This is a genomic window from Pseudomonas sp. LSJ-87 (genome assembly GCF_032971465.1).
Classification (GTDB): domain Bacteria; phylum Pseudomonadota; class Gammaproteobacteria; order Pseudomonadales; family Pseudomonadaceae; genus Aquipseudomonas; species Aquipseudomonas putida_Z.
The window spans coordinates 58,746-82,632 of record NZ_JAWJYQ010000004.1 but is presented as its reverse complement, the minus strand read 5'-3'; the positions used below and the strand labels follow the sequence as shown (position 1 = coordinate 82,632).

24 protein-coding genes are annotated in these 23,887 nt (G+C 64.6%); 13 read left to right on the top strand and 11 right to left on the bottom strand.

Annotation, left to right across the window (positions count from 1 at the left end; genetic code table 11):
* Positions 1-4 precede the first annotated feature (4 nt).
* On the bottom strand, positions 5-634 hold the full coding sequence (locus RYH74_RS05440) for an L-threonylcarbamoyladenylate synthase (RefSeq protein WP_038408376.1): 630 nt from the start codon (positions 632-634) through the stop codon (positions 5-7).
* 13 nt (positions 635-647) lie between these two features.
* Positions 648-1,508, bottom strand: a complete 861-nt coding sequence (locus tag RYH74_RS05435; protein WP_023661025.1) for a PHP domain-containing protein — start codon at positions 1,506-1,508, stop codon at positions 648-650.
* Between the two features lie 67 nt (positions 1,509-1,575).
* Between RYH74_RS05435 and RYH74_RS05430 the strand changes: the two genes are divergently transcribed.
* The 5 genes from RYH74_RS05430 (at position 1,576) to RYH74_RS05410 (ending at position 5,272) form a co-directional block, all read left to right on the top strand.
* On the top strand, positions 1,576-2,169 hold the full coding sequence (locus RYH74_RS05430; protein WP_003259096.1) for a septation protein A: 594 nt from the start codon (positions 1,576-1,578) through the stop codon (positions 2,167-2,169).
* Position 2,170: 1 nt separating this feature from the next.
* The gene (locus tag RYH74_RS05425) at positions 2,171-2,470 is read left to right on the top strand and encodes a YciI family protein (RefSeq protein WP_015271283.1); all 300 of its coding nucleotides are present in this window, start codon (positions 2,171-2,173) and stop codon (positions 2,468-2,470) included.
* Between the two features lie 205 nt (positions 2,471-2,675).
* Entirely contained in the window at positions 2,676-3,353 is a 678-nt protein-coding gene (locus tag RYH74_RS05420) for a response regulator transcription factor (RefSeq protein ID WP_317409068.1), read from the top strand.
* Between the two features lie 101 nt (positions 3,354-3,454).
* Positions 3,455-3,871 (top strand): Spy/CpxP family protein refolding chaperone, encoded by a 417-nt coding sequence (locus tag RYH74_RS05415; protein WP_137164566.1) that lies wholly within the window; start codon positions 3,455-3,457, stop codon positions 3,869-3,871.
* A 60-nt stretch (positions 3,872-3,931) separates the two neighbouring features.
* A complete protein-coding gene (locus tag RYH74_RS05410) occupies positions 3,932-5,272 on the top strand; it encodes a sensor histidine kinase (protein ID WP_085663952.1) in 1,341 nt (446 codons plus the stop codon).
* A 234-nt stretch (positions 5,273-5,506) separates the two neighbouring features.
* On the opposite strand, the gene RYH74_RS05405 is transcribed toward RYH74_RS05410, so the two are convergent.
* Complete coding sequence (locus RYH74_RS05405) at positions 5,507-6,064, bottom strand: nitroreductase family protein (protein WP_317409067.1); 558 nt, start codon at positions 6,062-6,064, stop codon at positions 5,507-5,509.
* Between the two features lie 102 nt (positions 6,065-6,166).
* On the opposite strand from RYH74_RS05405, the gene RYH74_RS05400 reads away from it, so the two are divergent.
* Positions 6,167-7,621 carry a TrkH family potassium uptake protein gene (locus tag RYH74_RS05400; RefSeq protein WP_013973677.1) on the top strand — a complete coding sequence of 485 codons (1,455 nt, stop codon included), beginning with the start codon at positions 6,167-6,169 and terminating at the stop codon, positions 7,619-7,621.
* On the opposite strand, the gene RYH74_RS05395 is transcribed toward RYH74_RS05400, so the two are convergent.
* The gene (locus RYH74_RS05395) at positions 7,578-8,639 is read right to left on the bottom strand and encodes an AraC family transcriptional regulator (RefSeq protein WP_025340140.1); all 1,062 of its coding nucleotides are present in this window, start codon (positions 8,637-8,639) and stop codon (positions 7,578-7,580) included. The two genes, RYH74_RS05400 and RYH74_RS05395, sit on opposite strands and share 44 nt — an antisense overlap.
* 152 nt (positions 8,640-8,791) lie before the next feature.
* On the opposite strand from RYH74_RS05395, the gene RYH74_RS05390 reads away from it, so the two are divergent.
* Positions 8,792-9,103 (top strand): DUF962 domain-containing protein, encoded by a 312-nt coding sequence (locus tag RYH74_RS05390; protein ID WP_274079294.1) that lies wholly within the window; start codon positions 8,792-8,794, stop codon positions 9,101-9,103.
* 83 nt (positions 9,104-9,186) lie between these two features.
* On the opposite strand, the gene RYH74_RS05385 is transcribed toward RYH74_RS05390, so the two are convergent.
* Positions 9,187-9,999 carry a UDP-2,3-diacylglucosamine diphosphatase gene (locus RYH74_RS05385; protein ID WP_317409066.1) on the bottom strand — a complete coding sequence of 271 codons (813 nt, stop codon included), beginning with the start codon at positions 9,997-9,999 and terminating at the stop codon, positions 9,187-9,189.
* 131 nt (positions 10,000-10,130) lie between these two features.
* On the opposite strand from RYH74_RS05385, the gene RYH74_RS05380 reads away from it, so the two are divergent.
* Positions 10,131-10,898 carry a helix-turn-helix transcriptional regulator gene (locus RYH74_RS05380; protein WP_137164570.1) on the top strand — a complete coding sequence of 256 codons (768 nt, stop codon included), beginning with the start codon at positions 10,131-10,133 and terminating at the stop codon, positions 10,896-10,898.
* A gap of 184 nt (positions 10,899-11,082) precedes the next feature.
* A complete protein-coding gene (locus RYH74_RS05375) occupies positions 11,083-11,973 on the top strand; it encodes a DMT family transporter (protein WP_317409065.1) in 891 nt (296 codons plus the stop codon).
* Position 11,974: 1 nt separating this feature from the next.
* On the opposite strand, the gene RYH74_RS05370 is transcribed toward RYH74_RS05375, so the two are convergent.
* On the bottom strand, positions 11,975-12,256 hold the full coding sequence (locus RYH74_RS05370) for a SelT/SelW/SelH family protein (protein WP_025340145.1): 282 nt from the start codon (positions 12,254-12,256) through the stop codon (positions 11,975-11,977).
* 67 nt (positions 12,257-12,323) lie between these two features.
* Here RYH74_RS05370 and RYH74_RS05365 point away from each other — a divergent pair, with 67 nt between their 5' ends.
* Positions 12,324-14,510 (top strand): patatin-like phospholipase family protein, encoded by a 2,187-nt coding sequence (locus tag RYH74_RS05365; RefSeq protein ID WP_317409064.1) that lies wholly within the window; start codon positions 12,324-12,326, stop codon positions 14,508-14,510.
* A gap of 160 nt (positions 14,511-14,670) precedes the next feature.
* Here RYH74_RS05365 and RYH74_RS05360 read toward each other — a convergent pair whose 3' ends face one another.
* Both RYH74_RS05360 and recQ read right to left on the bottom strand, forming a co-directional pair.
* A complete protein-coding gene (locus RYH74_RS05360) occupies positions 14,671-15,108 on the bottom strand; it encodes a MarR family transcriptional regulator (protein ID WP_013973685.1) in 438 nt (145 codons plus the stop codon).
* A gap of 150 nt (positions 15,109-15,258) precedes the next feature.
* Entirely contained in the window at positions 15,259-17,406 is a 2,148-nt protein-coding gene (gene recQ / locus RYH74_RS05355) for a DNA helicase RecQ (protein ID WP_317409063.1), read from the bottom strand.
* Positions 17,407-17,652: 246 nt separating this feature from the next.
* Between recQ and RYH74_RS05350 the strand changes: the two genes are divergently transcribed.
* The 3 genes from RYH74_RS05350 (at position 17,653) to RYH74_RS05340 (ending at position 20,283) form a co-directional block, all read left to right on the top strand.
* Positions 17,653-18,240, top strand: a complete 588-nt coding sequence (locus RYH74_RS05350; protein ID WP_025340148.1) for a YecA family protein — start codon at positions 17,653-17,655, stop codon at positions 18,238-18,240.
* A gap of 7 nt (positions 18,241-18,247) precedes the next feature.
* Positions 18,248-18,613 (top strand): YbaN family protein, encoded by a 366-nt coding sequence (locus RYH74_RS05345; protein ID WP_025340149.1) that lies wholly within the window; start codon positions 18,248-18,250, stop codon positions 18,611-18,613.
* Between the two features lie 311 nt (positions 18,614-18,924).
* Complete coding sequence (locus RYH74_RS05340) at positions 18,925-20,283, top strand: TolC family outer membrane protein (RefSeq protein ID WP_075045977.1); 1,359 nt, start codon at positions 18,925-18,927, stop codon at positions 20,281-20,283.
* 170 nt (positions 20,284-20,453) lie between these two features.
* Here RYH74_RS05340 and RYH74_RS05335 read toward each other — a convergent pair whose 3' ends face one another.
* The 3 genes from RYH74_RS05335 to RYH74_RS05325 form a co-directional block, all read right to left on the bottom strand.
* Positions 20,454-21,053 (bottom strand): tRNA-uridine aminocarboxypropyltransferase, encoded by a 600-nt coding sequence (locus RYH74_RS05335; RefSeq protein WP_085691676.1) that lies wholly within the window; start codon positions 21,051-21,053, stop codon positions 20,454-20,456.
* Between the two features lie 164 nt (positions 21,054-21,217).
* Positions 21,218-22,783: a methyl-accepting chemotaxis protein gene (locus RYH74_RS05330; RefSeq protein WP_317409062.1), complete on the bottom strand. Its 1,566-nt coding sequence runs from the start codon at positions 22,781-22,783 to the stop codon at positions 21,218-21,220.
* A 139-nt stretch (positions 22,784-22,922) separates the two neighbouring features.
* On the bottom strand, positions 22,923-23,816 hold the full coding sequence (locus RYH74_RS05325; protein ID WP_025340153.1) for a LysR family transcriptional regulator: 894 nt from the start codon (positions 23,814-23,816) through the stop codon (positions 22,923-22,925).
* Between the last annotated feature and the right edge of the window lie 71 nt (positions 23,817-23,887).

Here is a 23,887-nt window from a genome sequence, read left to right as displayed (position 1 = left end):
TGGCTCACGCGTTGACCAGGAACGGCGTGGGGTCGCCGCAGCCTTCACGGACCAGTTCCGGCTCATCACCGGACAGGTCGATGATGGTCGATGCCTTGAGGTCACCGAAACCGCCGTCGATCACCAGGTCGACATGGTGCTCCAGGCGCTCACGGATCTCGTAAGGGTCGGTCATTGGCTCGGTATCGCCCGGCAGGATCAGGCTCACACTCATCAACGGCTCGCCCAGTTCAGCCAGCAAGGCCAGGGTGATGGCATGGGCCGGCACCCGTAGCCCGATGGTGCGGCGTTTATCGTGCAACAGCAGGCGCGGCACTTCGCGCGTGCCATTGAGGATGAACGTGTAAGGCCCCGGCACATGTGCCTTGAGCAGGCGGAAGGTGCCGGTATCGACCTTGGCGTACAACCCCAGCTGCGACATGTCGCAGCACATCAGGGTGAAGTTGTGGGTCTTGTCCAGCCCGCGCAGGCGCCGCACCCGTTCGATGGCCGCCTTGTCACCCATCTGGCAACCCAGCGCATAGGCCGAATCCGTCGGGTACACCACTACACCGCCCTTGCGGATAATCTCGACGGCCTGCTTGATCAGGCGCTGCTGCGGGTTCTCCGGATGAATCTGGAAAAATTGGCTCACGTAGTCGTCCTGTTCATACCGCCAAAGGCTGTTCATGGCTGAATCGGCGCCACAGAGGTGGCAGGTCCTCGGGCAAAGGCCGGTAGGCACCGATCTCGCCCCAGGTGCCGGGGCCGTGGAAGTCACTGCCAGCGCTTGCCAGCAGGCCGAACTCACGGGTGAGGATGGACATGGTGCCCACCTGCTCGGCAGGCATCATCCCGTTGACCACTTCAAGCGCCTGCCCGCCTGCCTGAATATAGTCGGCAATCAGCCTTCTGCGCTTGCTGCGGGTCAGATCGTAGTGCATGGGATGCGCCAGGCTCACCCAAGCGTTGGACTGGCGCAGGGTGGCGACGGTTTCATCGAGGGTAGGCCAGTGCTGCTTGACGTCCCCCAGCTTGCCGGCGCCCAGCCATTTGCGAAACGCCTCGCCGCGGTCCTTGACGTGCCCGGCACGCACCAGGTACTCGGCAAAATGCGGGCGCGCCGGGGCGTTGCCGCTATCGCCCAGTTCGTGCTGCACGGCGCGGGCGCCGTCGAGGGTACCGGGCATGCCCTTGGCCGCCAGCCGTTTGTCGATTTCTTCGGCGCGCAGCCAGCGGCCGCGGTGCAGCGCTTCGATCGCCGCCAGCAGGGGCGGTGCGTCGAGCGGGAAGTCATAGCCCAGCACATGGATGGTCGCGCCACCCCAGGTGCACGACAGCTCCACCCCGCTGACCCAGTGCATGCCCTTGTCGCGGCACGCCTGGCGCGCCTCGGGCAGGCCTTCGATGGTGTCATGGTCGGTCAGTGCCAGCGTTTGCACCCCATGCTCATGAGCCCGGGCGACCAGTATCGAGGGCGACAGGGCGCCGTCGGAGGCCGTGCTGTGACAGTGCAGATCAACATTCATGGAGGAGCGCTTTCGCTGGAATCGATGTTTGTTATTATGCCGTCACATCCCGATTCTGGCTGCCATTGTGAAACAATTCATCGATTTCATCCCGCTGCTGCTGTTCTTCATCGTCTACAAGCTCGACCCGCGCCCCATGGAAGTCGCCGGCCACAGCTTCGAATTCGGCGGCATCTACAGCGCCACGGCCATGCTGATCATCAGCTCGCTGGTGGTTTACGGCGCGCTGTTCCTGCGCCAGCGCAAGCTGGAAAAGGGCCAGTGGCTGACCCTGGTGGCCTGCCTGGTGTTCGGCGGCCTGACCCTGACCTTCCACAGCGAAACCTTCCTGAAGTGGAAGGCGCCGGTGGTGAACTGGCTGTTCGCCCTGGGCTTCGCCGGCAGCCACTTCATCGGCGACCGGGTGCTGATCAAGCGCATCATGGGCCACGCCCTGAGCCTGCCCGATGCCATCTGGACCCGCCTGAACCTGGCCTGGATCGGCTTCTTCCTGTTCTGTGGCGCGGCCAACCTGTTCGTCGCCTTCACCTTCCAGGACTTCTGGGTCGACTTCAAGGTGTTCGGCAGCCTGGGCATGACCGTGATGTTCCTGGTAGCGCAGGGCGTGTACCTGTCGCGCCACCTGCACGACGACCCTTCTACCTCCAAACCCAAGGATTGACATGCTCTACGCCATCATCGCCAGCGACGTCGCAAACTCCCTGGAAAAGCGTCTGGCCGCCCGCCCGGCGCACATCGAACGCCTGCAGCAGCTGAAGGCCGAAGGCCGCGTGGTACTGGCCGGCCCGCACCCGGCCATCGACAGCAACGACCCGGGCGAAGCGGGTTTCAGCGGCAGCCTGATCGTTGCCGAGTTCGACTCCCTGGCCGCGGCGCAGGCCTGGGCCGATGCCGACCCTTACATTGCCGCGGGCGTGTACGACAAGGTGGTGGTCAAGCCGTTCAAGCAAGTGCTGCCTTGATCTGAGACCGCGTGGCCTTCTTCGCGGGCTTGCCCGCTCCCACAGGGACACCACGGGTCCTGAGGTTTGTGGGTTACCTGTGGGAGCGGGCAAGCCCGCGAATAAGCCCACGCGGTACCGGCAGTTATACTGTTGCCATCAGTCTGCGGTATCTTTGCCACTGGCGGGCCGAATAGCCGCCGTCAATGGTTGAATTGAGTGAGTCATGAGCGAGCTGTTACTGATAGATGATGACCAGGAGCTGTGCGAGCTGCTCGGCAGCTGGCTGACCCAGGAAGGGTTTACCGTGCGCGCCTGCCACGATGGCCAGAGCGCACGCCAGGCCCTGGCCACGCATGCCCCGGCGGCCGTGGTGCTGGACGTGATGCTGCCCGACGGCAGTGGCCTGGAACTGCTCAAGCAGTTGCGCAGCGAGCATGCCGAACTGCCGGTGCTGATGCTCTCGGCCCGCGGCGAGCCGCTGGACCGCATCCTCGGCCTGGAACTGGGCGCCGACGACTACCTGGCCAAACCTTGCGACCCGCGTGAACTCACCGCTCGCCTGCGTGCCGTGCTGCGCCGCAGCCACCCCACTACCACCACCAGCCAGGTGGAGCTGGGCGACCTGGTCTACAGCCCAGCCCGTGGCGTGGCCAGCATCGATGGCCGCGAAATGACCCTGACCCTGTCCGAAAGCCGCATTCTCGAAGCCCTGCTGCGCCAACCCGGCGAGCCGCTGGACAAGCAGGAACTGGCGCAGATCGGCCTGGGCCGCAAGCTGACCCTGTACGACCGCAGCCTGGACATGCATGTCAGCAACCTGCGCAAGAAGATCGGCCCCCACGCCGATGGCCGGCCGCGCATCGTCGCCCTGCGCAGCCGTGGTTATTACTACTGCCTCTGAACATCTTTACCGAGCCTTTACCATCCACTGACCGCGCTTGACGGTGATCTCCCTAGACTGTGCTCATCCGGTAACCACCGGCCCATGAAAGGAGAGACACCATGCGCAAGACCCTTATCGCCCTGATGTTCGCCGCCGCCCTGCCGACCGTGGCCATGGCCATGCCTGAAGGCGGCCCGCGCCACGACGGCCCACATCATCGCGGTGATGCGCCTTTCCACCAGCTGGACCTGAGCCGTGACCAGCGCCAGCAGATCGGCAAACTGATGGGCGAGCAGATGAAACAGCGCCGCGACATCACCGAGCGCTACCTGTCCAAACTGCCGGCCGCCGACCAGAAGGCGCTGAAGGACGAACTGCAGGCCAACCGCGACAAGACCGACAGCGCGGTCCGTGCCCTGCTCAAGCCTGAGCAGCAGAAGAAGTTCGACGAACTGCAGAAGGAACGCGCCGCACAGAAAGCCGAGTGGCAGGAGTTCCAGGCCTGGAAAGCTGAAAAAGGCAACAAGGCCCAGTAAGCTGTCCGCCCGATGCCCGGCCCGCCTCAGTGCGAGCCGGGCTTTTCTTGTTTGCAGGAGGTGCACTTGCGTTCACTGTTCTGGCGCATCCTGGCCAGTTTCTGGCTGGCCATCACCCTGGTTGCGGGCCTGTCGATCCTGCTGGGCCATATGCTCAACCAGGACGCCTGGATCCTCAGCCGCCACCCGGGCCTGAATACCCTGGCCAGCAAGTGGGCCAAGCATTACGAACAGGAAGGCCTGGCTTCGGCACAGCACTTCCTGGAACGGCGCAAGGACCGCTACAAGATCGACGTGCAGGTGCTCGACGACAGTGGCGAAGCCGTGGTGCCCGGCACCTTCCCGCGCCGTGCGGCGGCCTTCGAGGCACGCCAGCACAATGACCAGCGGCGCCTGCCGTGGCGCCGGTTGACCGAGGAATACACCAGCCCCGACACCGGCGAGACATACCTGCTGATCTACCGCATCCCCCACCCGGCGCTGGATGCCTGGCACCGCGAAAGCCTGTTGTGGCCGCTCAGTGCGCTGGGCATTGCCCTGGTGGTGCTGACCCTGTTCAGCCTGCTGGTGACCCTGTCCATCACCCGCCCGCTCAGCCGCCTGCGCAGCGCCGTGCATGACCTGGGCCAGACCACCTACCAGCAGAACAGCCTGGCGCAGCTGGCGGCGCGGCGTGACGAGTTCGGCGTGCTGGCCAAGGACTTCAACAAGATGGGCGCGCGCCTGCAAAGCACCATCGGCAGCCAGCGCCAGTTGCTGCGCGATGTGTCCCATGAACTGCGCTCACCGCTGGCCAGGCTGCGTATCGCCCTGGCCTTGGCCGAGCGCGCCGAGCCGGAGCAGCGTGAGGCGCTGTGGCCACGCCTGACCCGCGAATGCGACCGCCTGGAAGACCTGATCAGCGAAATTCTCGCCCTGGCGCGGGTCGATGCCGAACAGGCCCATGCCGAGCCGGTCGACCTCAACGCCCTGCTCGGCAGCGTGCGCAAGGACGCCCAGCTCAGCGCACCAGAGCAGGACGTGCGCCTGGAGGCACAACCGGGGTTGACCTTGCAGGGTTGGCCAACACTGATCGAGCGTGCCGTGGACAACCTGCTGCGCAACGCCCTGCGCTTCAACCCGCAGGGCCAGCCGATCGAAGTCAGCGCCGTGCGCGAGCAGGACCGTATCGTGATCAGCGTGCGTGACCATGGGCCGGGGGCGGCGGCGGAACACCTGGCGCAGCTGGGAGAACCGTTCTTCCGTGCGCCGGGGCAGGATGCGCCGGGGCATGGGCTGGGGCTGGCGATTGCACGCAAGGCGGCGGAGCGGCATGGTGGCAGCCTGGTGCTGGAAAACCATCCACAAGGGGGCTTTGTGGCGCGGCTGGAGTTGCCTGTGACTGAAGCGACAGGCAGTTGATTTGATGTAAACGCTCCCGGCCTCTTCGCGGGTAAACCCGCTCCCACAGGTACCTGTGCAAGGCCTGAGATTTGCGCACCACCTGTGGGAGCGGCGGGCGGTGATGTGCTGTAAAGGCACCCGCCCTCTTCCACAGGTACTGTGCAAGGCCTGAAATTTGCGCAACACCTGTGGGAGCGGGTTTACCCGCGAAAGGGCCGGATGCCTTGATACGGCAATCAGCCCAAGGCTGCGTTACTCGCCCCAGGCACTGACGAAATCTGCAGTTTCCAGAGTCGGCGCGGTGCGCGGCTCGGTCAGCGGCGTACCCACATACAGGTAACCGATCAGCTCCTCGTTCGCGGCCAGCCCCAGGCCCTTGTGCACATGGGCATCGAAAGCCATATCCCCGGTGCGCCACACCGCACCGATACCTTGCGCATGCGCCGCAATCAGGATGCCGTGCGCGGCACAGCCTGCCGCCAGCCGCTGCTCGGACTTGGGCACCTTGAAGTGGTCCTGCAGCTTGGCAACGACCACGATCAGCAACGGCGCCCGCAGGGGCATGGCGCGGGCCTTGTCCAGGGCAGCCTGGCTGGCATCCCCCTTGTGCTGCAGCGCTTCGGCGAACAGCTCACCCAGCTTCTCGCGGCCCTGGCCTTCGATGGTGAGAAAGCGCCACGGCCGCAGCTGGCCGTGGTCCGGAGCGCGCAGGGCGGCCTGGAACAGCGCCTCGCGCTGGGCGGCATTGGGCGCCGGGTCGGTCAGGCGTGGCACGGAAACACGGTTGAGCAATGCGTCGAGAGCCTCCATCGGCTACCCTCCTGGCAGGTAAATGTGCCGCCATTCTAGCGTTTACATCACCAGACCCATAGGTAGAATGGCGCCCTTCCGTTTCGAGTCAGAGCAGATCACATGGCGTTGCCGACCTTAAGGATCATTGGTTTCATCATCGGCATCTTCCTGATTACCCTCGCCGTCAGCATGGCCGTGCCCATGGCGACCCTGGTGATCTTCGAACGCACCCGTGACATGCCGTCGTTCCTCTGGTCGAGCCTGATCACCTTCATCGCCGGCCTGGCCCTGGTGCTCCAGGGCCGCCCCGAGCATGTGCACCTGCGCCCGCGCGACATGTACCTGCTGACCGTCAGCAGCTGGCTGGTGGTGTGCGTGTTCGCCGCCCTGCCGTTCCTGCTGACCCAGCACATCAGCTACACCGACGCCTTCTTCGAAAGCATGTCGGGCATCACCGCCACCGGCGCCACCGTGCTCAGCGGGCTGGACAACATGTCACCGGGCATCCTGATGTGGCGTTCGATGCTGCACTGGCTCGGCGGCATCGGCTTCATCGGCATGGCGGTAGCGATCCTGCCGCTGCTGCGCATCGGTGGCATGCGCCTGTTCCAGACCGAATCGTCCGACCGCTCGGAGAAGGTCATGCCGCGCTCGCACATGGTCGCCAAGTCGATCGTGGGGGTATACGTCGGCTTCTCGATCCTGGGCGCGCTGGGCTTCTGGTGGGCCGGCATGAGCCCGTTCGATGCGATCAACCACGCCATGTCGGCGATTTCCACTGGCGGGTTTTCCACCTCCGACCAGTCGCTGGCCAAGTGGGATATCCCGGCCGTGCACTGGGTCGCGGTGGTGGTGATGATCCTCGGCAGCCTGCCATTCACCCTTTACGTGGCGACCCTGCGCGGCAACCGCAAGGCACTGATCCGCGACCAGCAGGTGCAGGGTTTGCTGGGCATGCTGGTGGTCACCTGGCTGGTGCTTGGCACCTGGTACTGGGCCACCACCAACCTGCACTGGCTCGACGCCCTGCGCCACGTTGCGCTGAACGTGACTTCGGTGGTCACCACCACCGGCTTCGCCCTGGGTGACTACAGCCTGTGGGGCAACTTCTCGCTGATGCTGTTCTTCTACCTGGGCTTCGTCGGTGGCTGCTCCGGCTCGACGGCAGGTGGCATCAAGATCTTCCGCTTCCAGGTCGCCTACATCCTGCTCAAGGCCAGCCTCAACCAGCTGATCCACCCACGCGCAGTGATCAAGCAGAAGTACAACGGCCACCGCCTCGACGAAGAAATCGTGCGTTCGATCCTGACTTTCTCGTTCTTCTTCGCCATCACCATCTGCGTCATGGCGCTGCTGCTGTCGTTGCTTGGCGTGGACTGGATGACCGCCCTGACCGGCGCTGCCGGCACGGTCTCGGGTGTGGGCCCGGGTCTGGGTGAAGTGATCGGCCCGTCGGGCAACTACGCCACGCTGCCGGACGCTGCCAAGTGGATTCTTGCCAGCGGCATGCTGCTCGGCCGATTGGAAATCATCACCGTGCTAGTGTTGTGCATGCCGGCGTTCTGGCGTCACTGACCACCTCGGGCTCGGCACCCAGGCGGGCGCGGTACTCACTGGGTGTGGCATGGAACCAGCGGCGGAACGCCCGGTAGAAGTTGCTGGGGTCGGCAAAACCCAGCAGGTAGGCGGTTTCCAGCAGGGTCATGCCTGGCTGCGCCAGGTACTGTTCGGCCAATTCGCGGCGGGTATCGTCGAGCAGGGTCTGGAAGCTGGTGCCTTCTTCCTGCAGCCGCCGCTGCAAGGTGCGCTGCGACAGGTGCAGGGCCTGGGCCAGGGTTTCGCGCTTGGGCTCGCCCTGCGGCAGGATGCGGCACAGTACCTGGCGCACGCGGTGGGTGACCCGGCTTTCCGAGAAGCGCGCCAGGTATTCGCCGGCAAAGCGGTCATGCAGGATGGCCATGGCTTCGTTGGCGGTGGGCAGCGGCGCCTCCATGTCGGCGCGCTCGAACACCAGCGCATCGTGCGGTGCCCCGAACACCAGCGGCGAATGGAACGCCACCTTGTACGGTTCGATATTCTTTGGCTGCGGCCCCTGCACCAGCACCCGGCGCGGTTGCACCGGCCGACCGCTGAGCCAGCTGCACAGCGCCAGCGCGCAGGCCAGCGATGCCTCGGCACTGTGCCGGGTCGGTGGCAGATGGTCGCCGTGTACGGTCAGGATCAGCGAATAACCCTCGGGGCCGAGGACGAAGCTGAGGTCGGAGCTTTCGGCGATGATGCGCTGGTAACGCACCAGGCGCTCGAAGCCTTCGGCCAGGGTGCGGCTAGACATCAACGCATAGCCCACCACATGGAACGACGCCGGGCGCACCACCCGCGCCATGTTCAGGCCTATGGCCTCGTTGCCCGACAGTTCCACTGCCAGTTGCCACAGCCGGGTCATGGAGTCCTGGGGAAAGCGCGCGTCGGGGTCGTCGAGGGCAGCGAAATCCAGCCCCAGCTGCTTGAACATGGCCCGGCAGTCCAGCCCTTCCAGCTCGAGTGCCTTCACGATCCCTGATGCCCAGCTGGCTGACGTGGTTCTTTCGCTCATGACAGGCATTTATGCTGACCGCTCCTGCGGTGAACCCCAAGGATATTCAATTGGCGCCTATTGTCACTGATAGGCCTCGCCAGTCACTCTAGACTCGATTCAGGCTCCACGCCGTGCATCTTGTCCAGAAGTATTAATCCCGGAGCACTGTCATGAACCGCACAGCGCAGTTTCGCAGTTTTGCCGAGTTCTACCCTTACTACCTGGGGGAGCACAGCAACCCCACCTGCCGCCGCCTGCACTTCGTCGGCACCAGCCTGGTGATAGCCCTGCTGGCCTTTATCATCGGCAGTGGCAAATGGTTGTTGCTGCTGGCCTTGCCCGTGTTCGGCTACGGCTTTGCCTGGGTCGGGCATTTCTTTTTCGAAAAGAACCGACCTGCGACCTTTACCCATCCGCTGTATAGCCTGATCGGGGATTTCGTGATGTTCAGGGATATCCTGCTGGGCAAGATCAGCCTGTAGATTTTTTGGGGCCGCTTTGCGGCCTGTGGGAGCGGCCTTGTGTCGCGAAAGGGCTGCAAGGCAGCCCCCTTGGCCCTCAACCCCTACGCCGGTTCGCGCACCGCCGCCGCTGCCTGCGCTCCACGCGCCTGCGCCTCCGCCAGCCGATAAAGCTCGATCGTGCCATCCCAATGCTCGATCAGCGCCGTGCACGACTCCACCCAATCCCCGCAATTGAGGTACTCCACCTCCCCCACCTGGCGAATCTCGGCATGGTGGATATGCCCACACACCACCCCATGAAAACCGCGGCGGGTGCACTCGTGGGCAATGGCATCCTCGAAGTCGCTGATGAAGTTCACCGCGCCTTTGACCTTGTGCTTCAGGTACGCCGAGAGTGACCAATAGCCGTATCCATAGCGGGCACGCCAGTGGTTGAGCCAGCGGTTGAGCACCAGGGTGAACTCGTAGGCACGGTCACCGAGGAACGCCAGCCAGCGGTGGTAACGGGTAATCACGTCGAACTGGTCGCCATGGATCACCAGCAGGCGGCGGCCATCGGCGGTCAGGTGCTCGGCCTCGTCCACCAGCTGGATGTTGCCGAGCATCAGCTTGGAGTAACGGCGCAGGAATTCGTCATGGTTGCCGGTGACGTAGATCACCTCGGTGCCGCGCTTGCTCATGGTCAGCAGGCGGCGGATCACGTTGGTATGGGCTTGAGGCCAATAGATTCCGCCGCGCAGCTTCCAGCCATCGATGATATCGCCCACCAGGTAGATGCGGTCGGCCTGGTAGCCCTTGAGGAACTGCGACAGGTGTTCGGCCTGGCAGTCGCGGGTACCCAGATGCACATCGGAAATCCACAGGGTACGCACGCGTTGCTTGCGCGAGGGACGGGACAGTTCGGCATGGGTCATGGGCGGGCTCCGGCGCAGTTTGCTGGAGACTGGCAGGCGCGGATGACAGCGCAGTGGCAAAACCGTTACGAGTGATGGACTGCAGGGAATGAGGCACAATGCGGTTCTGCCCCGCGAGGACGACTCTCCCCATGACCGCCGGCCCGATCCTCTCGCTGCGCCATTACCGCGACAGCCTGATCGCCCACAGCCACGAACACCCGCAACTGGTGTTCGGCCTGCGCGGGCGCCTGGAGTTCGAGGTGCAGGGGCATGGCGCCGGGATCGATCGACAGGGGCTGATCGTGGTACCGGCGGGCGCCCATCACACCTGCACCAGCGATGGCGGCAGCGATTGCCTGGTGCTGGATGTACCAGGGGACCACTGGTTGCGCGAGCAACTGGGCGAACATGCCGATGCCAGCCGCCGCCTGCTCGACCGCCCCGCCGCCCTGGGCCTGGACGAGCGCCAGCAGCAATTGGTGGACTGGCTGGCGACCAGCCCCATGCACGACCCGCTGATTGCCCGGCAAGGGGCAGCGCTGCTGCTGGCCAGCCTCAACCCCACGGCGGCAGCCAGCGTCGCGGCCAGCCAGCGCCTGCCCTATGCCGCCTTCGATGCGCATATCGAGCGGCATGCCGCCTACCCGCTGCAAGTGGCTGACCTGGCGCGCATCGCCGGGTTGTCCAGTGCCCGCCTGCATGCGCGCTTTACCGCGGAATGCGGGATGACGCCGATGGACTACATTCGCCAGCGGCGCTTGCTCAAGGCGCGGCGGCTGGTGATGCAGACCTTGCTACCGATGGGGGAGATTGCGGCGCAGGTGGGGTACAGCTCGCAGAGTGCGTTTTCGGCGGCGATGTTGCGGGCGTTCGGGTGTACGCCGTTGGCTTTGCGGCGAGAGTCTGGCGACAATTGACGCCAGTCTTGCGACAGACCGCCTTTGCCTGTGCCTATACACTTTGCCTGTGCCGGCCCTTTCGCGGGTAAACCCGCTCCCACAGGTACTGCGCAAGCTTCAAAAGCGGTGCAGTAACTATGGGAGCGGGTTTACCCGCGAAGAGGCCGGCACAGCCAGTAGAGATCTTGAGCAAGGACCACCCATGAACCACCGCACCGCCCTCGGCGCCCTGCACATCGGCGCGCTGTTCTTCGGCCTCACCGGCGTCTTCGGCAAACTGGCCGCCAGCGCCAGCCCGGCGATCATCGTCTTCGGCCGCGCCGCCTTCGCCGTGCTCGCCCTGGCCCTGTTCGCCAGCCTGGCCGGGCCGGGCTGGCAACGCCTGAGCGGCCAGGACGCCCGCCGCCTGCTGCTCGGCGGCGTGCTGCTGGCCGGGCACTGGGTCAGCTTCTTCATCGCGGTAAAGGTCGCCGGCGTTGCCATCGCCACCCTCGGCTTCGCCAGCTTCCCGGCCTTTACCGTGATCCTCGAAGGCCTGCTGTTCCGCGAACGCATCCGCCGCAACGAGGCTTTGCTGGTGTTGCTGGTCAGCATCGGCCTGGTACTGGTCACGCCGGCATTCGACCTGGCCAGTGAGGCCACCGGCGGCCTGCTCTGGTCATTGCTGTCGGGGCTGCTGTTCTCCCTGCTGTCACTCACCAACCGCGCCGGCTCCGGCCGTCTGCCTGCAGTGCAGGCGGCGCTGTGGCAGAACCTGGTGGTGGGCTTGTGCCTGCTGCCGTTCGCGGCGCCGGACCTGGCCGGCGTAGCCAACATGGACTGGCTGTGGATCGCCCTGCTCGGCATCTTCTGCACCGGCGTGGCGCACAGCCTGTTCGTCGCCAGCCTGTCGGTGATCAAGGCGCGCACCGCCGCCGTGGTGTTCGGCATGGAACCGGTCTACGGCATTGCCGTGGCCTGGGTGGTGTTCGCCGAAACCCCGACCCTGCGCATGCTGCTGGGCGGCGCGCTGATCATCTTCGCCATCGTGCTGTCCAGCCGCCTGGCCGCCGAGCAACCGCCCAGGCAGCGGCCACTGGCCGAGGGCGCCTGATTCAGCGGTCGTTGTGGCCCAGGTCACGCTGCGGGTCGATCTGGTCGCGCACCCGCTGCTTCAGCACCTTGGCCTCGGGGAAACCACCGTCGGCCTTGCGCTCCCAGATCTGCACGCCATTGCAGGTGATGCGGAAGATACCGCCGGTGCCAGGCTCCAGGGCCACCCGGCCAAGGTCGTCTGTGAAGGTGCTGAGCAGTTCCTGGGCCAGCCAGGCGGCACGCAGCAGCCATTGGCACTGGGTGCAATACGTGATGACGATTTCCGGTTTGCTGTCGGCCATGGTGAGGCATCTCCAGGTGAGGGGCCGCTTATACTAGCGGTCTTTAGCCCACGGTTTGAGACTCACGATGCGCCGTTTGCTGTTCTGTTTCCTGCTCACCCTCACCTCTCTCACGGTATTCGCCGCCGAACCGGCCAGGCCCAAGGTTGGCCTGGTGCTGTCGGGGGGCGCGGCCCGTGGCCTGGCCCACATCGGTGTGCTCAAGGCCCTGGAGGAACAGGGCGTGCGCATCGACGCCATCGCCGGCACCAGCATGGGCGCTGTGGTCGGCGGCTTGTATGCCTCGGGCTACAGTGTCGAAGAGCTGGAAAAACTCGCCACCACCCTCGACTGGCAACAGGCGCTGTCCGATGCCCCGCCGCGCAAGGATGTGCCGTTCCGGCGCAAGCAGGATGACCGCGACTTCCTGGTCAAGCAGAAGCTCAGCTTTCGCGACGACGGCAGCCTGGGCTTGCCGCTGGGGGTGATCCAGGGCCAGAACCTGGCGCTGCTGCTGGAAAGCAAGCTGGCGCACACCGCCGACACCCGTGACTTCGACAAGTTGCCCATTCCCTTCCGCGCAGTGGCCACCGACATCGCCAGTGGCGAAAAGGTGGTGTTCCGCCGTGGCCACCTGCCCCAGGTGATCCGCGCCAGCATGTCGATCCCGGCGGTGTTCGCCCCGGTCGAACTGGACGGCCGGCTGCTGGTGGATGGCGGCATGGTCGACAACATCCCGGTGGACGTCGCCCGCGAAATGGGTGTGGACCTGGCCATCGTGGTCGACATCGGCACTCCGCTGCGTGACCGCAAGCAGCTGGCCACGGTGGTCGATGTGCTCAACCAGTCCATCACCCTGATGACCCGGCGCAACTCGGAAGAACAACTGGCCAGCCTGCACCGCGACGACATCCTCATCCAGCCACCGCTGACCGCCTTTGGCGTCACCGATTTTGGCCGCGCCCGGGAAATGATCGAGGCCGGCTACCGCGCCACCCGCCTGCTCGACCCACGCCTTGCCGCCCTGCGCCAGCCCGAAGGTGACAGCAGCCTGGCCGTGGCCCGCTCGCCGCGCCAACGCACGCCGACGATCACCGCGATCAGGATCGAGAACGACTCCAAGGTCAGCGACGAGGTCATCCGCTCGTACATCCGCCAACCGATCGATGCGCCGCTGGAGCTAGGCCGCCTGCAGACCGACATGGGCACGCTGTACGGCCTGGACTACTTCGACCGGGTGCAGTACCGCGTGGTGCACAAGGGCGACGACAACACCCTGGTGATCAACGCCCGCGGCCGACGCGGTGGCACCGACTACCTGCGCCTGGGCCTGAACCTGTCGGACGACCTGCGTGGCGACAGCGCCTTCAACCTGGGCGCCAGCTACCGGGTCAACGGCATCAACAGCCTCGGCGCCGAATGGTTGACCCGTGGCCAGATCGGCGACCAGCAGGAGTTGTACAGCGAGTTCTACCAGCCGCTGGACGTGGGCTCGCGCTACTTCATCGCGCCGTACCTGGACTTCAGCTCGCAAAACATCGAAGCCACCCTGAACAACGACCCGGTGGCCGAGTACCGCCTGGAGCGTTACGGCTTTGGCCTTAACGTGGGGCGGCAGATCGGCACCAACGGCGAAGTGCGCCTGGGCGTGGGCAAGGCCTGGGGCGAGGCCGAGGTACGCATCGGCGACCAGGACCTGCCCAAGGTCAGTTTCAACGAAGGTTTCTACGAGCTGAAGTACTCGTTCGACACCCTCGACAACGTGTACTTCCCGCACAGCGGCGAGGATATCGGCCTGACCTTGCGCAAGTATGACCAGTCGCTGGATTCCGACCAGGATTACCGGCAGTGGATGTTCAACCTGGACAAGGCCCTCAGCAGCGGGCCGAACACCTTCGTGCTGGGCGGGCGCTACGGGCGCACGCTGGATGATACCGAAGTGGTGACGTCGAGCTTCGTGCTGGGTGGCGCGCGGGAGCTGTCAGGCTTCCGCCAGGACTCGGTGTCGGGGCAGAACGTGAGCCTGATGCGCATGGTCTACTACCGCCGCCTGACACCACGGGCCTACGTGCCGCTGGACTTCCCGCTGTACATCGGCGGGTCGCTGGAGCGAGGGCGGGCGTGGAACAACGACAACGATTTCGACAGTGGCTACATCAATGCGGCGAGCATCTTCCTGGGGCTGGAGACGCCGTTGGGGCCGTTGAACCTGAGCTACGGGGCCAACAGTGCGCATGAGCAGGCGGTGTACCTGAACCTTGGGCATACCTTCTAGGGCTTCATCACTTTCAGGGCCGGTGAGATCCCTGTGGGAGCGGGTTCACCCGCGAAGCAGGCGACGCGGTGCATGGCACCGGCTGCGCCGGTGTTCGCGGCTAAAGCCGCTCCCACAGGGACAGCGGCAACTTGAAGGCCGCAAAGCGCCCCCAGCCCCCTCAGGATTTCTCCAGGTTGGCCAGGATCTTGGCATGCACCCGCATGCACACCTGCAGCTCCGCCTCGTCCACCCCGGTGAACAGCTCTACCCGCAATTGATTGGCAATGGTCTCGATCTGGTCGATCAGTGGCTTGGCCGGCGGGCACAGCACAATCTTCTTCGCCCGCCGGTCTTCCAGCACCGCCTGCCGGCGTACCAGCCCCTGCGCCTCCAGGCTGTCGAGCAGGCGCGCCAAGGTCGGGCCTTCGACGCCCACGCTCTGGGCCAGCTCACGCTGGGTCGGGGCCTCTTCGAAACGGGCCAGGTGCAGCAACACCAGCCAGCGCGCCTGGGACAGGTTGAGCCCGGCCAGGCGGCGGTCCAGCTCGGCACGCCAACCCCGGGACATCTGGGCCAGCTGCATGCCGAAGCGGTGTTGGTTGTCGGTCAGGGGCATAAGCAACTCATTGAACAGATCTAATTATTAGGCAGCTAACCATGGCCCGTCCCACGAGGCAAGGCTCGGGCACCCTGGAATGTTCGATAATCGTCAAAAAACATGACAAAGGTCAGCAGATGGCAGTTCTGCCTTCGATCCTGTCGTCACTTACAGCTCGAACTCGGCCGCCAGCGCAGCCCGCACGCAGTACAGCACGCCCTCCGGTACCCGCGCCCCGAACAGTGGCGCAATCGCCGATACCGGTGGAAGCTCGCCCTCGCCATCGAGGAAGGCATCCTGCACTTCCATCAACAGGTCTTCCGGCAGGTCCAGGGCCTGTTCCAGGCTCAGTTCCTGGCGGCCCAACGCCTCGGCCAACAGGCTGTAGACGTTCTTCTCGCTGCAGTTGAGCTGCCCGGCGATCTGCGCCGGGGTCATGCCGGCACGGGCCAGGCTGACCAGTTCGTGGCGCAGGTCGAGTACCACTTTCGGCGCTTCGTCGGTGCCGCCGCTGTTGTTCAGCACCTCGAGGAAGGCCTGGCCATAACGCTCCAGCTTGCGCGCGCCCACGCCGCTGACATGGGCCATGTCGCTGAGGCTGACCGGCTGGCTGCGCAGCATCTCCAGCAGCGTCGAGTCGGGGAAGATGACGTAGGGCGGCACGCTGTGCTCCTCGGCCAGCTTGCGCCGCAGGGTACGCAGTGCTTCCCACAGTTCGCGCTCTTCGGCACGCACCAGCTGGCTGGCCGGGCTGCCGCCACTGGACGACGAAGTCCTGGCGGTGGTCTGCGGCTTGAGGTCACGGCGCAGCTGCAAGGTCACCTCACCACGCAGCAGCGGCCGGCAGCTGTCGGACAGGCGCAGGCCGCCGTAGCCTTCCAGGTCGATGTCGACCAGGCCGCGCGCCACCAGCTGACGGAACAGCGAACGCCACTCGACTTCGGCCAGCCCCTTGCCGACGCCAAACACCGAGAGCTTCTCGTGGCCGAAATTGCGCACCTTCTCGGTGTCCTTGCCCAGCAGCACATCGACCAGGTGACCGACGCCATAGCGCTGGCCGGTGCGGAACACCGCCGACAGCGCCTGACGGGCCGGCTCGGTGGCGTCCCAGGTCTGCACCTGGTCGACACAGTTGTCACAGTGCCCGCACGGTTGCTCGAGGGTTTCGTCGAAATAGGCCAGCAGCGACTGGCGGCGGCAGCGGGTTTCTTCGCACAGGGCCAGCATGGCGTCGAGCTTGTGCTGCTCGATGCGCTTGTGGCGCTCGTCACCTTCGGAGTTCTGCAGCATCTGCTTGAGCATCACCATGTCCTGCAGCCCGTAGGCCATCCAGGCATCGGACGGCAGCCCGTCACGGCCGGCACGGCCGGTCTCCTGGTAGTACGCCTCGAGCGACTTGGGCAGGTCAAGGTGGGCGACAAAGCGCACGTTGGGCTTGTCGATACCCATGCCGAAGGCGATGGTGGCGACCATGATAAGGCCTTCCTCGTTGAGGAAGCGGTGCTGGTTGGCTGCACGCGTCTCGGCAGCCAGGCCGGCGTGATACGGCAGCGCGGGGAAGCCCTGGTCACAGAGGAAGGCGGCGGTTTCGTCGACTTTCTTGCGCGACAGGCAATAGACGATACCGGCGTTGCCGCGGCGCTCGCCGAGGAACGCCATCAGCTGCTTGCGCGGCGCCTCCTTGGGCACGATGCGGTAGAAGATGTTGGGCCGGTCGAAACTCGACAGGAAGCGCTCGGCGCCTTGCAGGTGCAGGCGCTGGACGATCTCCTCGCGGGTGCGCATGTCGGCGGTGGCGGTCAGCGCGATGCGCGGCACATGCGGGAACAGCTCGGCCAGCTGGCCCAGTTGCAGGTATTCGGGGCGGAAATCGTGGCCCCATTGCGACACGCAGTGGGCCTCGTCGATGGCGAACAGCGAGATATCCAGGTCGCGCAGGAAGTCGAGCATGCGCGGCTGCACCAGGCGCTCGGGCGCCAGGTACAGCATCTTCACTTCGCCACGGCGCAGGCGCCCGGCCAGGTCACGCTGCTGCTCCGGGGTCAGCGTGGAGTTCAGCGCAGCAGCCGGCACACCCAGTTCGTCGAGCGTGGCGACCTGGTCGTCCATCAGTGCGATCAATGGCGAAACCACCACCGTCAGGCCCGGGCGCAGCAGCCCCGGCACCTGGAAACACAACGACTTGCCGCCGCCGGTGGGCATCAGCACCAGGGCATCGCCGCCATTGGCCACGCAGTCGATGATCGCTGCCTGGCGCCCGCGGAAACTGTCGTAGCCGAAGACGTCCTTGAGAACGCGCTGAGCCTGTTCGAGCATGTGCAACTCCACAAATCGCCGTACCATCCCGGATACAGGCTGGACGAAAAACCCGCCCCGCACACGCCAAATGCGTAAGCGGTTTTTGCCAGGTAGCCGGCAAACCCTGCCCCTGGATGAAAAATCGCGGAGTATACCGCAGCACCGCCCCGCGCAGGACACCACGGCGATAGACGTTCCCTTTACCCCGCCGCCGTCGCAAGGTGCTAGAATTCGTTATCGTTTATTCCCCAAGGTAGCCCTGTAATGTCCTTCGCCGAGCAACTGACCCGCCTGCAAGCCTTCCTCGACGCCGACGAGCTGCACGAGGAAGCGCTGGACTATGTCGCCGCCCACGGCTACCTCACCGCCCTCTCGATCAATGCCGAGGAAGTGCCCGAGCGCGAGTGGATCGACGCCCTGTTCGCTGAAGAGCCGCACTACGCCAGCGATGCTCAGCGCACCGAGATCGAGGCTACCCTGGTGGCACTGAAAGCGCACATCGCCCGCCAGCTGGCCAGCGACGACGAGTTCGAGCTGCCATGCGACCTCGACCTGACCGACGAGCCGGACGATTCCGACCTGCGCGGCTGGTGCATCGGCTTCATGGAAGGCGTATTCCTGCGTGAAGAGGCCTGGTTCGAGAACGCCGAGGAAGAAGTCAGCGAGATGCTGCTGCCGATCATGGTCGGCTCGGGCCTGTTCGACGAGCAGCCGGAGTTCGCCGACATCGCCAGCAACGCCAACCTGCAGGACGACATGATCGTACAGATCCCCGAAGCGCTGACGGCGTTGTTCCTGCTGCTGCATGCCCCAGACGAAAAACCGGCGCTGCTCAAGCCACGCCACCACTAAGTCGCCTGTGCGCTACCTGCTGCTGGCCACCGGCTGGCTCAGCGTCGCGTTGGGGGTGTTGGGGATATTCCTGCCGGTATTGCCCACCACCCCGTTCCTGCTATTGGCGGCCGCCTGCTTTGCCCGCAGCTCGCCGCGCTTTCACCACTGGCTGGTCCATCACCCCAAGCTCGGGCCATGGATCCGTGACTACCTCAGTGGTGAAGGCATCCCCCTCAAGGGCAAGGTCTACGCCATCGGCCTGATGTGGGCCAGCATCGGCCTGTCGTGCTATCTGGTGCCCCTGTTCTGGGCGCGCACCTTCATGTTGACCAGCGCCGTACTGGTAAGCCTGTACATCCTCAGCCAGAAAACCCTGCACAAGCCAAAGTGACAATATTCTGTCGCCAAATATCAATTTCGCCTAACGATTATTCTCCTTATCCGAAATGATTCTGGAACTCTGTTAAACCCCCGTATTAATTGGCTTTCATGGACTTTTCCGCTGCCATTCCCTGGGTCCTTCCGCGAGCCTATTAGACAATTTATATATTATGTGGCAATTTGATATGAAGAAATCTTCTTATCTATCGCGTTGAATGTACTTAGCTGTGTTATTAAAAACCTGCAACACTATATGTAATAACTTTATCGTCATTTTTTTGGCGAGCAGCAGGATCAATTCCAGGATCAGGGAGATGTACCATGCGCGTTTTGAACCCCATCACCAGTGCATTACTGTTGGCCCTGGCGAGTGCCAACGTACAGGCGATGTCGATCACAGAGGCTGTCCAGAGCGCCGTGGACTACCACCCGCAGGTCAGCTCCAACCGCAACAGCAAGCTGTCGGCCGATGAAGATGTGAAGTTCGCGCGTGGTGGCTACTACCCTTCCGTGGATCTGGTCGCCGGCTATGGCCGCCAGCGTTCGGACAACACCACGACGCGTGCCGAGGGCAACCACAACAAGGAAACCCTCAACTACACCCAGTCCGAGCTGCGCCTGCGGCAAATGATCTTCGACGGCTTCAACACTTCGAATGAAGTGGGCCGCACCGAGGCAGTCTCCACCTCCCGCGCCTACTACACCCAGGCCGTTGCCCAGGATGTCGCCCTGCGTGCAGTCGAGGTGTACCTGGAAGTGCTCAAGCGCCGTGAACTGGTGACCCTGGCCAGGAACAACCTGCAAGCCCACCTGCGAGTCAACGACCAGATCGGCCTGCGCAACGAGCGCGGCGTCGGCAGCACCGCCGACCTTGACCAGTCCCGCGCACGTCGCGCCCTGGCGGAAAACAACCTGGATACCGCCGAAGTCGACCTGGCCGATGCCGAGGCCAACTTCTTCAGCGTCGTCGGCCGCATGCCGGACGAGCTGGAAAGCCCGCAGACCATCAAGGGCGAGGTGCCTGGCACCCTCGACGAAGCCCGCGACGGCATGCGCCAGAACAACCCGTACATCAAGTCTGCCCAGGCTGACGTGAATGCTGCCGAGCAGCAATACGAAGTGGCCAAGTCGACCTTCTACCCTCGCTTCGACGCCATTCTGGCTACCGGTGCCAACAACAACACCGGCGGCGAGAAAGGCCACAACAACAACGACTGGCAAGCTGGCGTGGAGATGAACTACAACCTGTTCCGCGGTGGCAGCGACAAGGCTCGCCTGCAGTCCGACGCGCACAAGATCAACCAGGCCCTGGACATCCGCAACAACGCCCTGCGTGAGCTGACCGAAAACCTGAGCCTGGCGTGGAACGCCATGAACAACGCCAGCAAGCAGCTGCCGACTGCGCGTGAATACGCCGAGACCACCAAGCGCGTGCGTGCTGCCTACCAGGACCAGTTCGGCCTGGGCCAACGTACCCTGCTCGACGTGCTCGACAGTGAAAACGAGCTGTACAACGCCGACCGCCGATACACCGAGGTGCGTTATACCGAGGAGTTCTCGCGCTACCGCGTGCTGGCGACCATGGGCGAGCTGTTGACCAAGCAGCGTATTTCGCTGCCGCCAGAAGCGCTGGCTACCACCGAAGTACGCACCGAGGCACGTTTGCCTGATATGCGTTGATCGGGTTCGAGAGAGCCGGGGCCGCTTTGCGGCCCATCGCCGGCAAGCCAGCTCCCACAGGTACAGCACAAGCTTCACCCTTTGTGTTCCAGCTGTAGAAACCCAAACTTGAGCCCTGCCGCTGCGCCTGTGGGAGCTGGCTTGCCGGCGATAGGGCCCTCACTGCCACCTCACCCCGCACCATGGTTACGCTGGAACGTCTCCAAACCCATGGCCCTGATCTGCCCCTCGATCAACGCCTCGAACGGCGCCAGAAGCGCATCGAAACAGGCAGGCTGCTCCAACGCGTTCAGCGCTCCCACCACCGCCTCGATAGTCGATAACGCCCCCGCCTCCGGCGCCTTGCGCAGGCGGTAGCGTGAAGGCGCGACAGCCCCCAGCGTCACCCGCGGCAACGCCTCCAGCAACGGGTTCAGGTACAACAGCTTGCGCGCCTTGCGCCAGGTGCCGTCGGGCACGATCAACAGCAAGGGTTGGTCGTCCGTCTCGCCATAGGCCACCAATTCCTGGGCGTCGTCACCCGGGAACAGCAGGGCTGGCCGGTATCCGGGGGTCGCCAGCAATTCATTCAGGTCATCGAATACCTCGCCTACCCGCAACTCGGCATTGTTCAGGCCAAGGGCGGCCAGGCGGGCCGTATTCAGGGCATGGGTAGTTTCACTGGGGTGCTGCAGCAGGATGACGCGGGTGCGGCTGTCGAGTGCGGGGATCAGTGGGCAGAGGCAATGGTCGAGCGGGCGCTGGCAGCGCTCGCAGCGGGGTCTGGGCATGGGGTTCTCCTTGGCGGGAACAGTTTGCCACAGAACCGGGGCCCGCTTTGCGGGCCATTCGCCGGCAAGCCAGCTCCCACAGGTATTGCACAAGGCCCAGGCCTGTGGTGATCCTGTGGGAGCTGGCTTGCCGGCGATAGGGCCGCAAGGCGGCCCCGGCAATCTCAACGATTGAACCGCTCCGCCAGGCTATGCAGGTACTCCGCCATGCGCTCCAGGTCCTGGCTGATTTCCGCGCCTTGCCTGGCCTGCCCGGCACTCTGATCGCACAGGTGGGCTATGCGCACGATCTGCTGGTTGATGTCCTCGGCCACATGGCTCTGCTGCTCCGACGCCGTCGCCATCTGCTGGCTCATGCCGGTGATGCGGCTGACCGCCTGGGCAATCCCGCTCAACGCTGCCTGCACCGCCTCGACACTGTGCACGCTGTCCCGAGAGATCTGCTCGCCACGGCTGGCGGTGCTCACCGCGCGCTCTGCCCCGGCGCGCAACGAGGCGATGATCTGGTGGATCTCCTCGGTCGAGGCACGGGTGCGCTGGGCCAGCGATCGCACTTCATCCGCCACCACGGCAAACCCGCGCCCCTGTTCGCCGGCACGCGCCGCCTCGATCGCCGCGTTGAGCGCCAGCAGGTTGGTCTGCTCGGCGATTGAGGTAATCACATCGACCACGCTGCCGATCGACTGGGTCTGCTCGGCCAGGGCATTGACGGCCTGGCCGATGTCGTTGACCGCATTGCTCATGCTGCCCATGGCTTGCAGGCTCTGCATGGCCAGCTCGCTGCCCTGCTGCGCCAGCTGGTCGGCATCGCCCGCTGCGTGCGCCGTGCTCTGCACGTTATGGGTAACCTGCTGAATGGTCGCCGCCATCTGCGCGATGGCGGCGGCGGACTGGTCGGTCTCGTTGCGCTGGCGGTCGAGCATCTGTGCCTGGGCATCGGACAAGTCGGACGACTGCGCCGCCCGCGACTTCACCCCGACCCCGGCATCCACCAGGCGGGTCAAGGCCGTTTGCAGGCGTGCTTCCTCGCTGATGATGGCAAGATCCAGCTGGCCTTGCAGGCCTGGGTTGTCGCTGTAGGTCAGTGCCACCAGCGGGCTGGTGAAGGCCTTGGGGTGCTCGGCCAGCGTGCGGCGGATGGCCTGGTTCTGCCGGTGCTCGACCAGATACCAGGCCAGCAGCAGGCTGGCCATCAGCACCCCGAGCGCCGCGTAGGGCGGTAGCCACAGGTAGCCCGCCGCCGACAGCAGGCCCGCACCGATCAATGGCCAACCGTGACCCAGGCCATGCCCCAGACGGGCCGCCCACGGCACCGGCGCGCGGCCAGCCCGCAAGCGCGCGTACAACGCCTCGGCGCGGCGGATCTGCTCACGGGTGGGCACCGAGCGCACCGACTCGTAGCCACTGATGCGGCCCTGCTCGTAGACGGCCGTGACATAGGCGCTGACCCAGTAGTAATCACCGTTCTTCGCCCGGTTCTTGACTACGCCCATCCACGGTTTGCCTTGTTTGATGGTTTCCCACATGTGGCCGAACACGGCCGGAGGCATGTCCGGATGGCGCACCAGGTTGTGGGGTTGGCCGACCAGCTCGTCGTAGGTGAACCCGCTGATCGCCACGAAAGCGTCGTTGCAGTAGGTGATGCGGCTGTTGAGGTCAGTGGTGGAAATCAGGCGCTGATCGTTGGGAAAGGTTCTTTCGTGCTCAGTGACGGGCAAATTCATGCGCATCTTGGGCAATCCTTGCAGGATTAAAGGGAGGAAGTCAGCAGCACACACTGATTTGATATATAGCAGGGCGCCATTATGTTGTCGGTCAGCGGCACCAACAATTTAACGGGGGCCGACGAAATACAGCATGTGCCGGACTTCAACCCACGTTGAGCTGGCTTTTCAGCAGGTCGCGGAAAGTCTGGATCAACGGTTCGCGGCTGCGCCCGCGGCGAATGATCAGCGAGAATGGTGCCTGGTAGCCAAAGGTGGACGGCGACAGCACGCGCAAGTCGCCCTTGTCGACCCAGGCCTGGGCATAGTGCTCGGGCAGGTAGCCGATGTAGGCCCCGGAGAGAATCAGGATCAACTGCGCCTCCATGCTCTCCACCGTCGCCGCGCTGTGCTTGAAGCCATGCCGGGCCAGTTCGGCCTGGCTCCAGTAGCCACGCCCGACCATGCGCTGCTGGGTCACCACCTGCTCGGGGATGCGCCGTTCGGCATACAACGGGTGGCGGCTACTGCAGTACAGCCAGTGCTGCTCACGGTACAGCGGCTGATAGAGCAGCCCGCTCATGCGCGAGGAAAACGCCCCGATCGCCAGGTCCAGGCGGTTGTCCTGCACGCCCAGTTGCAGCTCGTAAGGGCTGGACACCGACAGGTGCAGGTGCACCGCCGGGTGTTCCTGGCTGTAGGCGCCGATGGCCTCGGCCAGCGGCAAGGCCTGGTCACCGACCGTGGAGTCGATCACCCCCAGGTTGAGGGTGCCGCGCAACTCGCCCTTGAGGGCGGCGGCGTACTGTTCGAAACCGTCCAGCTCGGCCAGCAGGCGCAGGGTTTCCTGGTGGAACAGCTCGCCCTTGCTGGTCAGGCTGAAGCCGCCACGGCCGCGGTGGCACAGTACGATGCCCAGGGCACCTTCCAGCTGGCTCATGTAGGTGCTGATGGCCGAAGTCGACAGGTTCAGCTCGCGCTGGGCATTGGCAAAGCCCTGGTGGCGCACCACGCTGACGAAGATGCGCAGCAGTTTCAGGTCGGGCAAGGTCGAGGCCATGGTGCAACGGTTCCGCAAGGGTGTTTGCGCGCAGTCTAACCGCTCTGCCGGCCTTTAGTTCAGAAATTCCT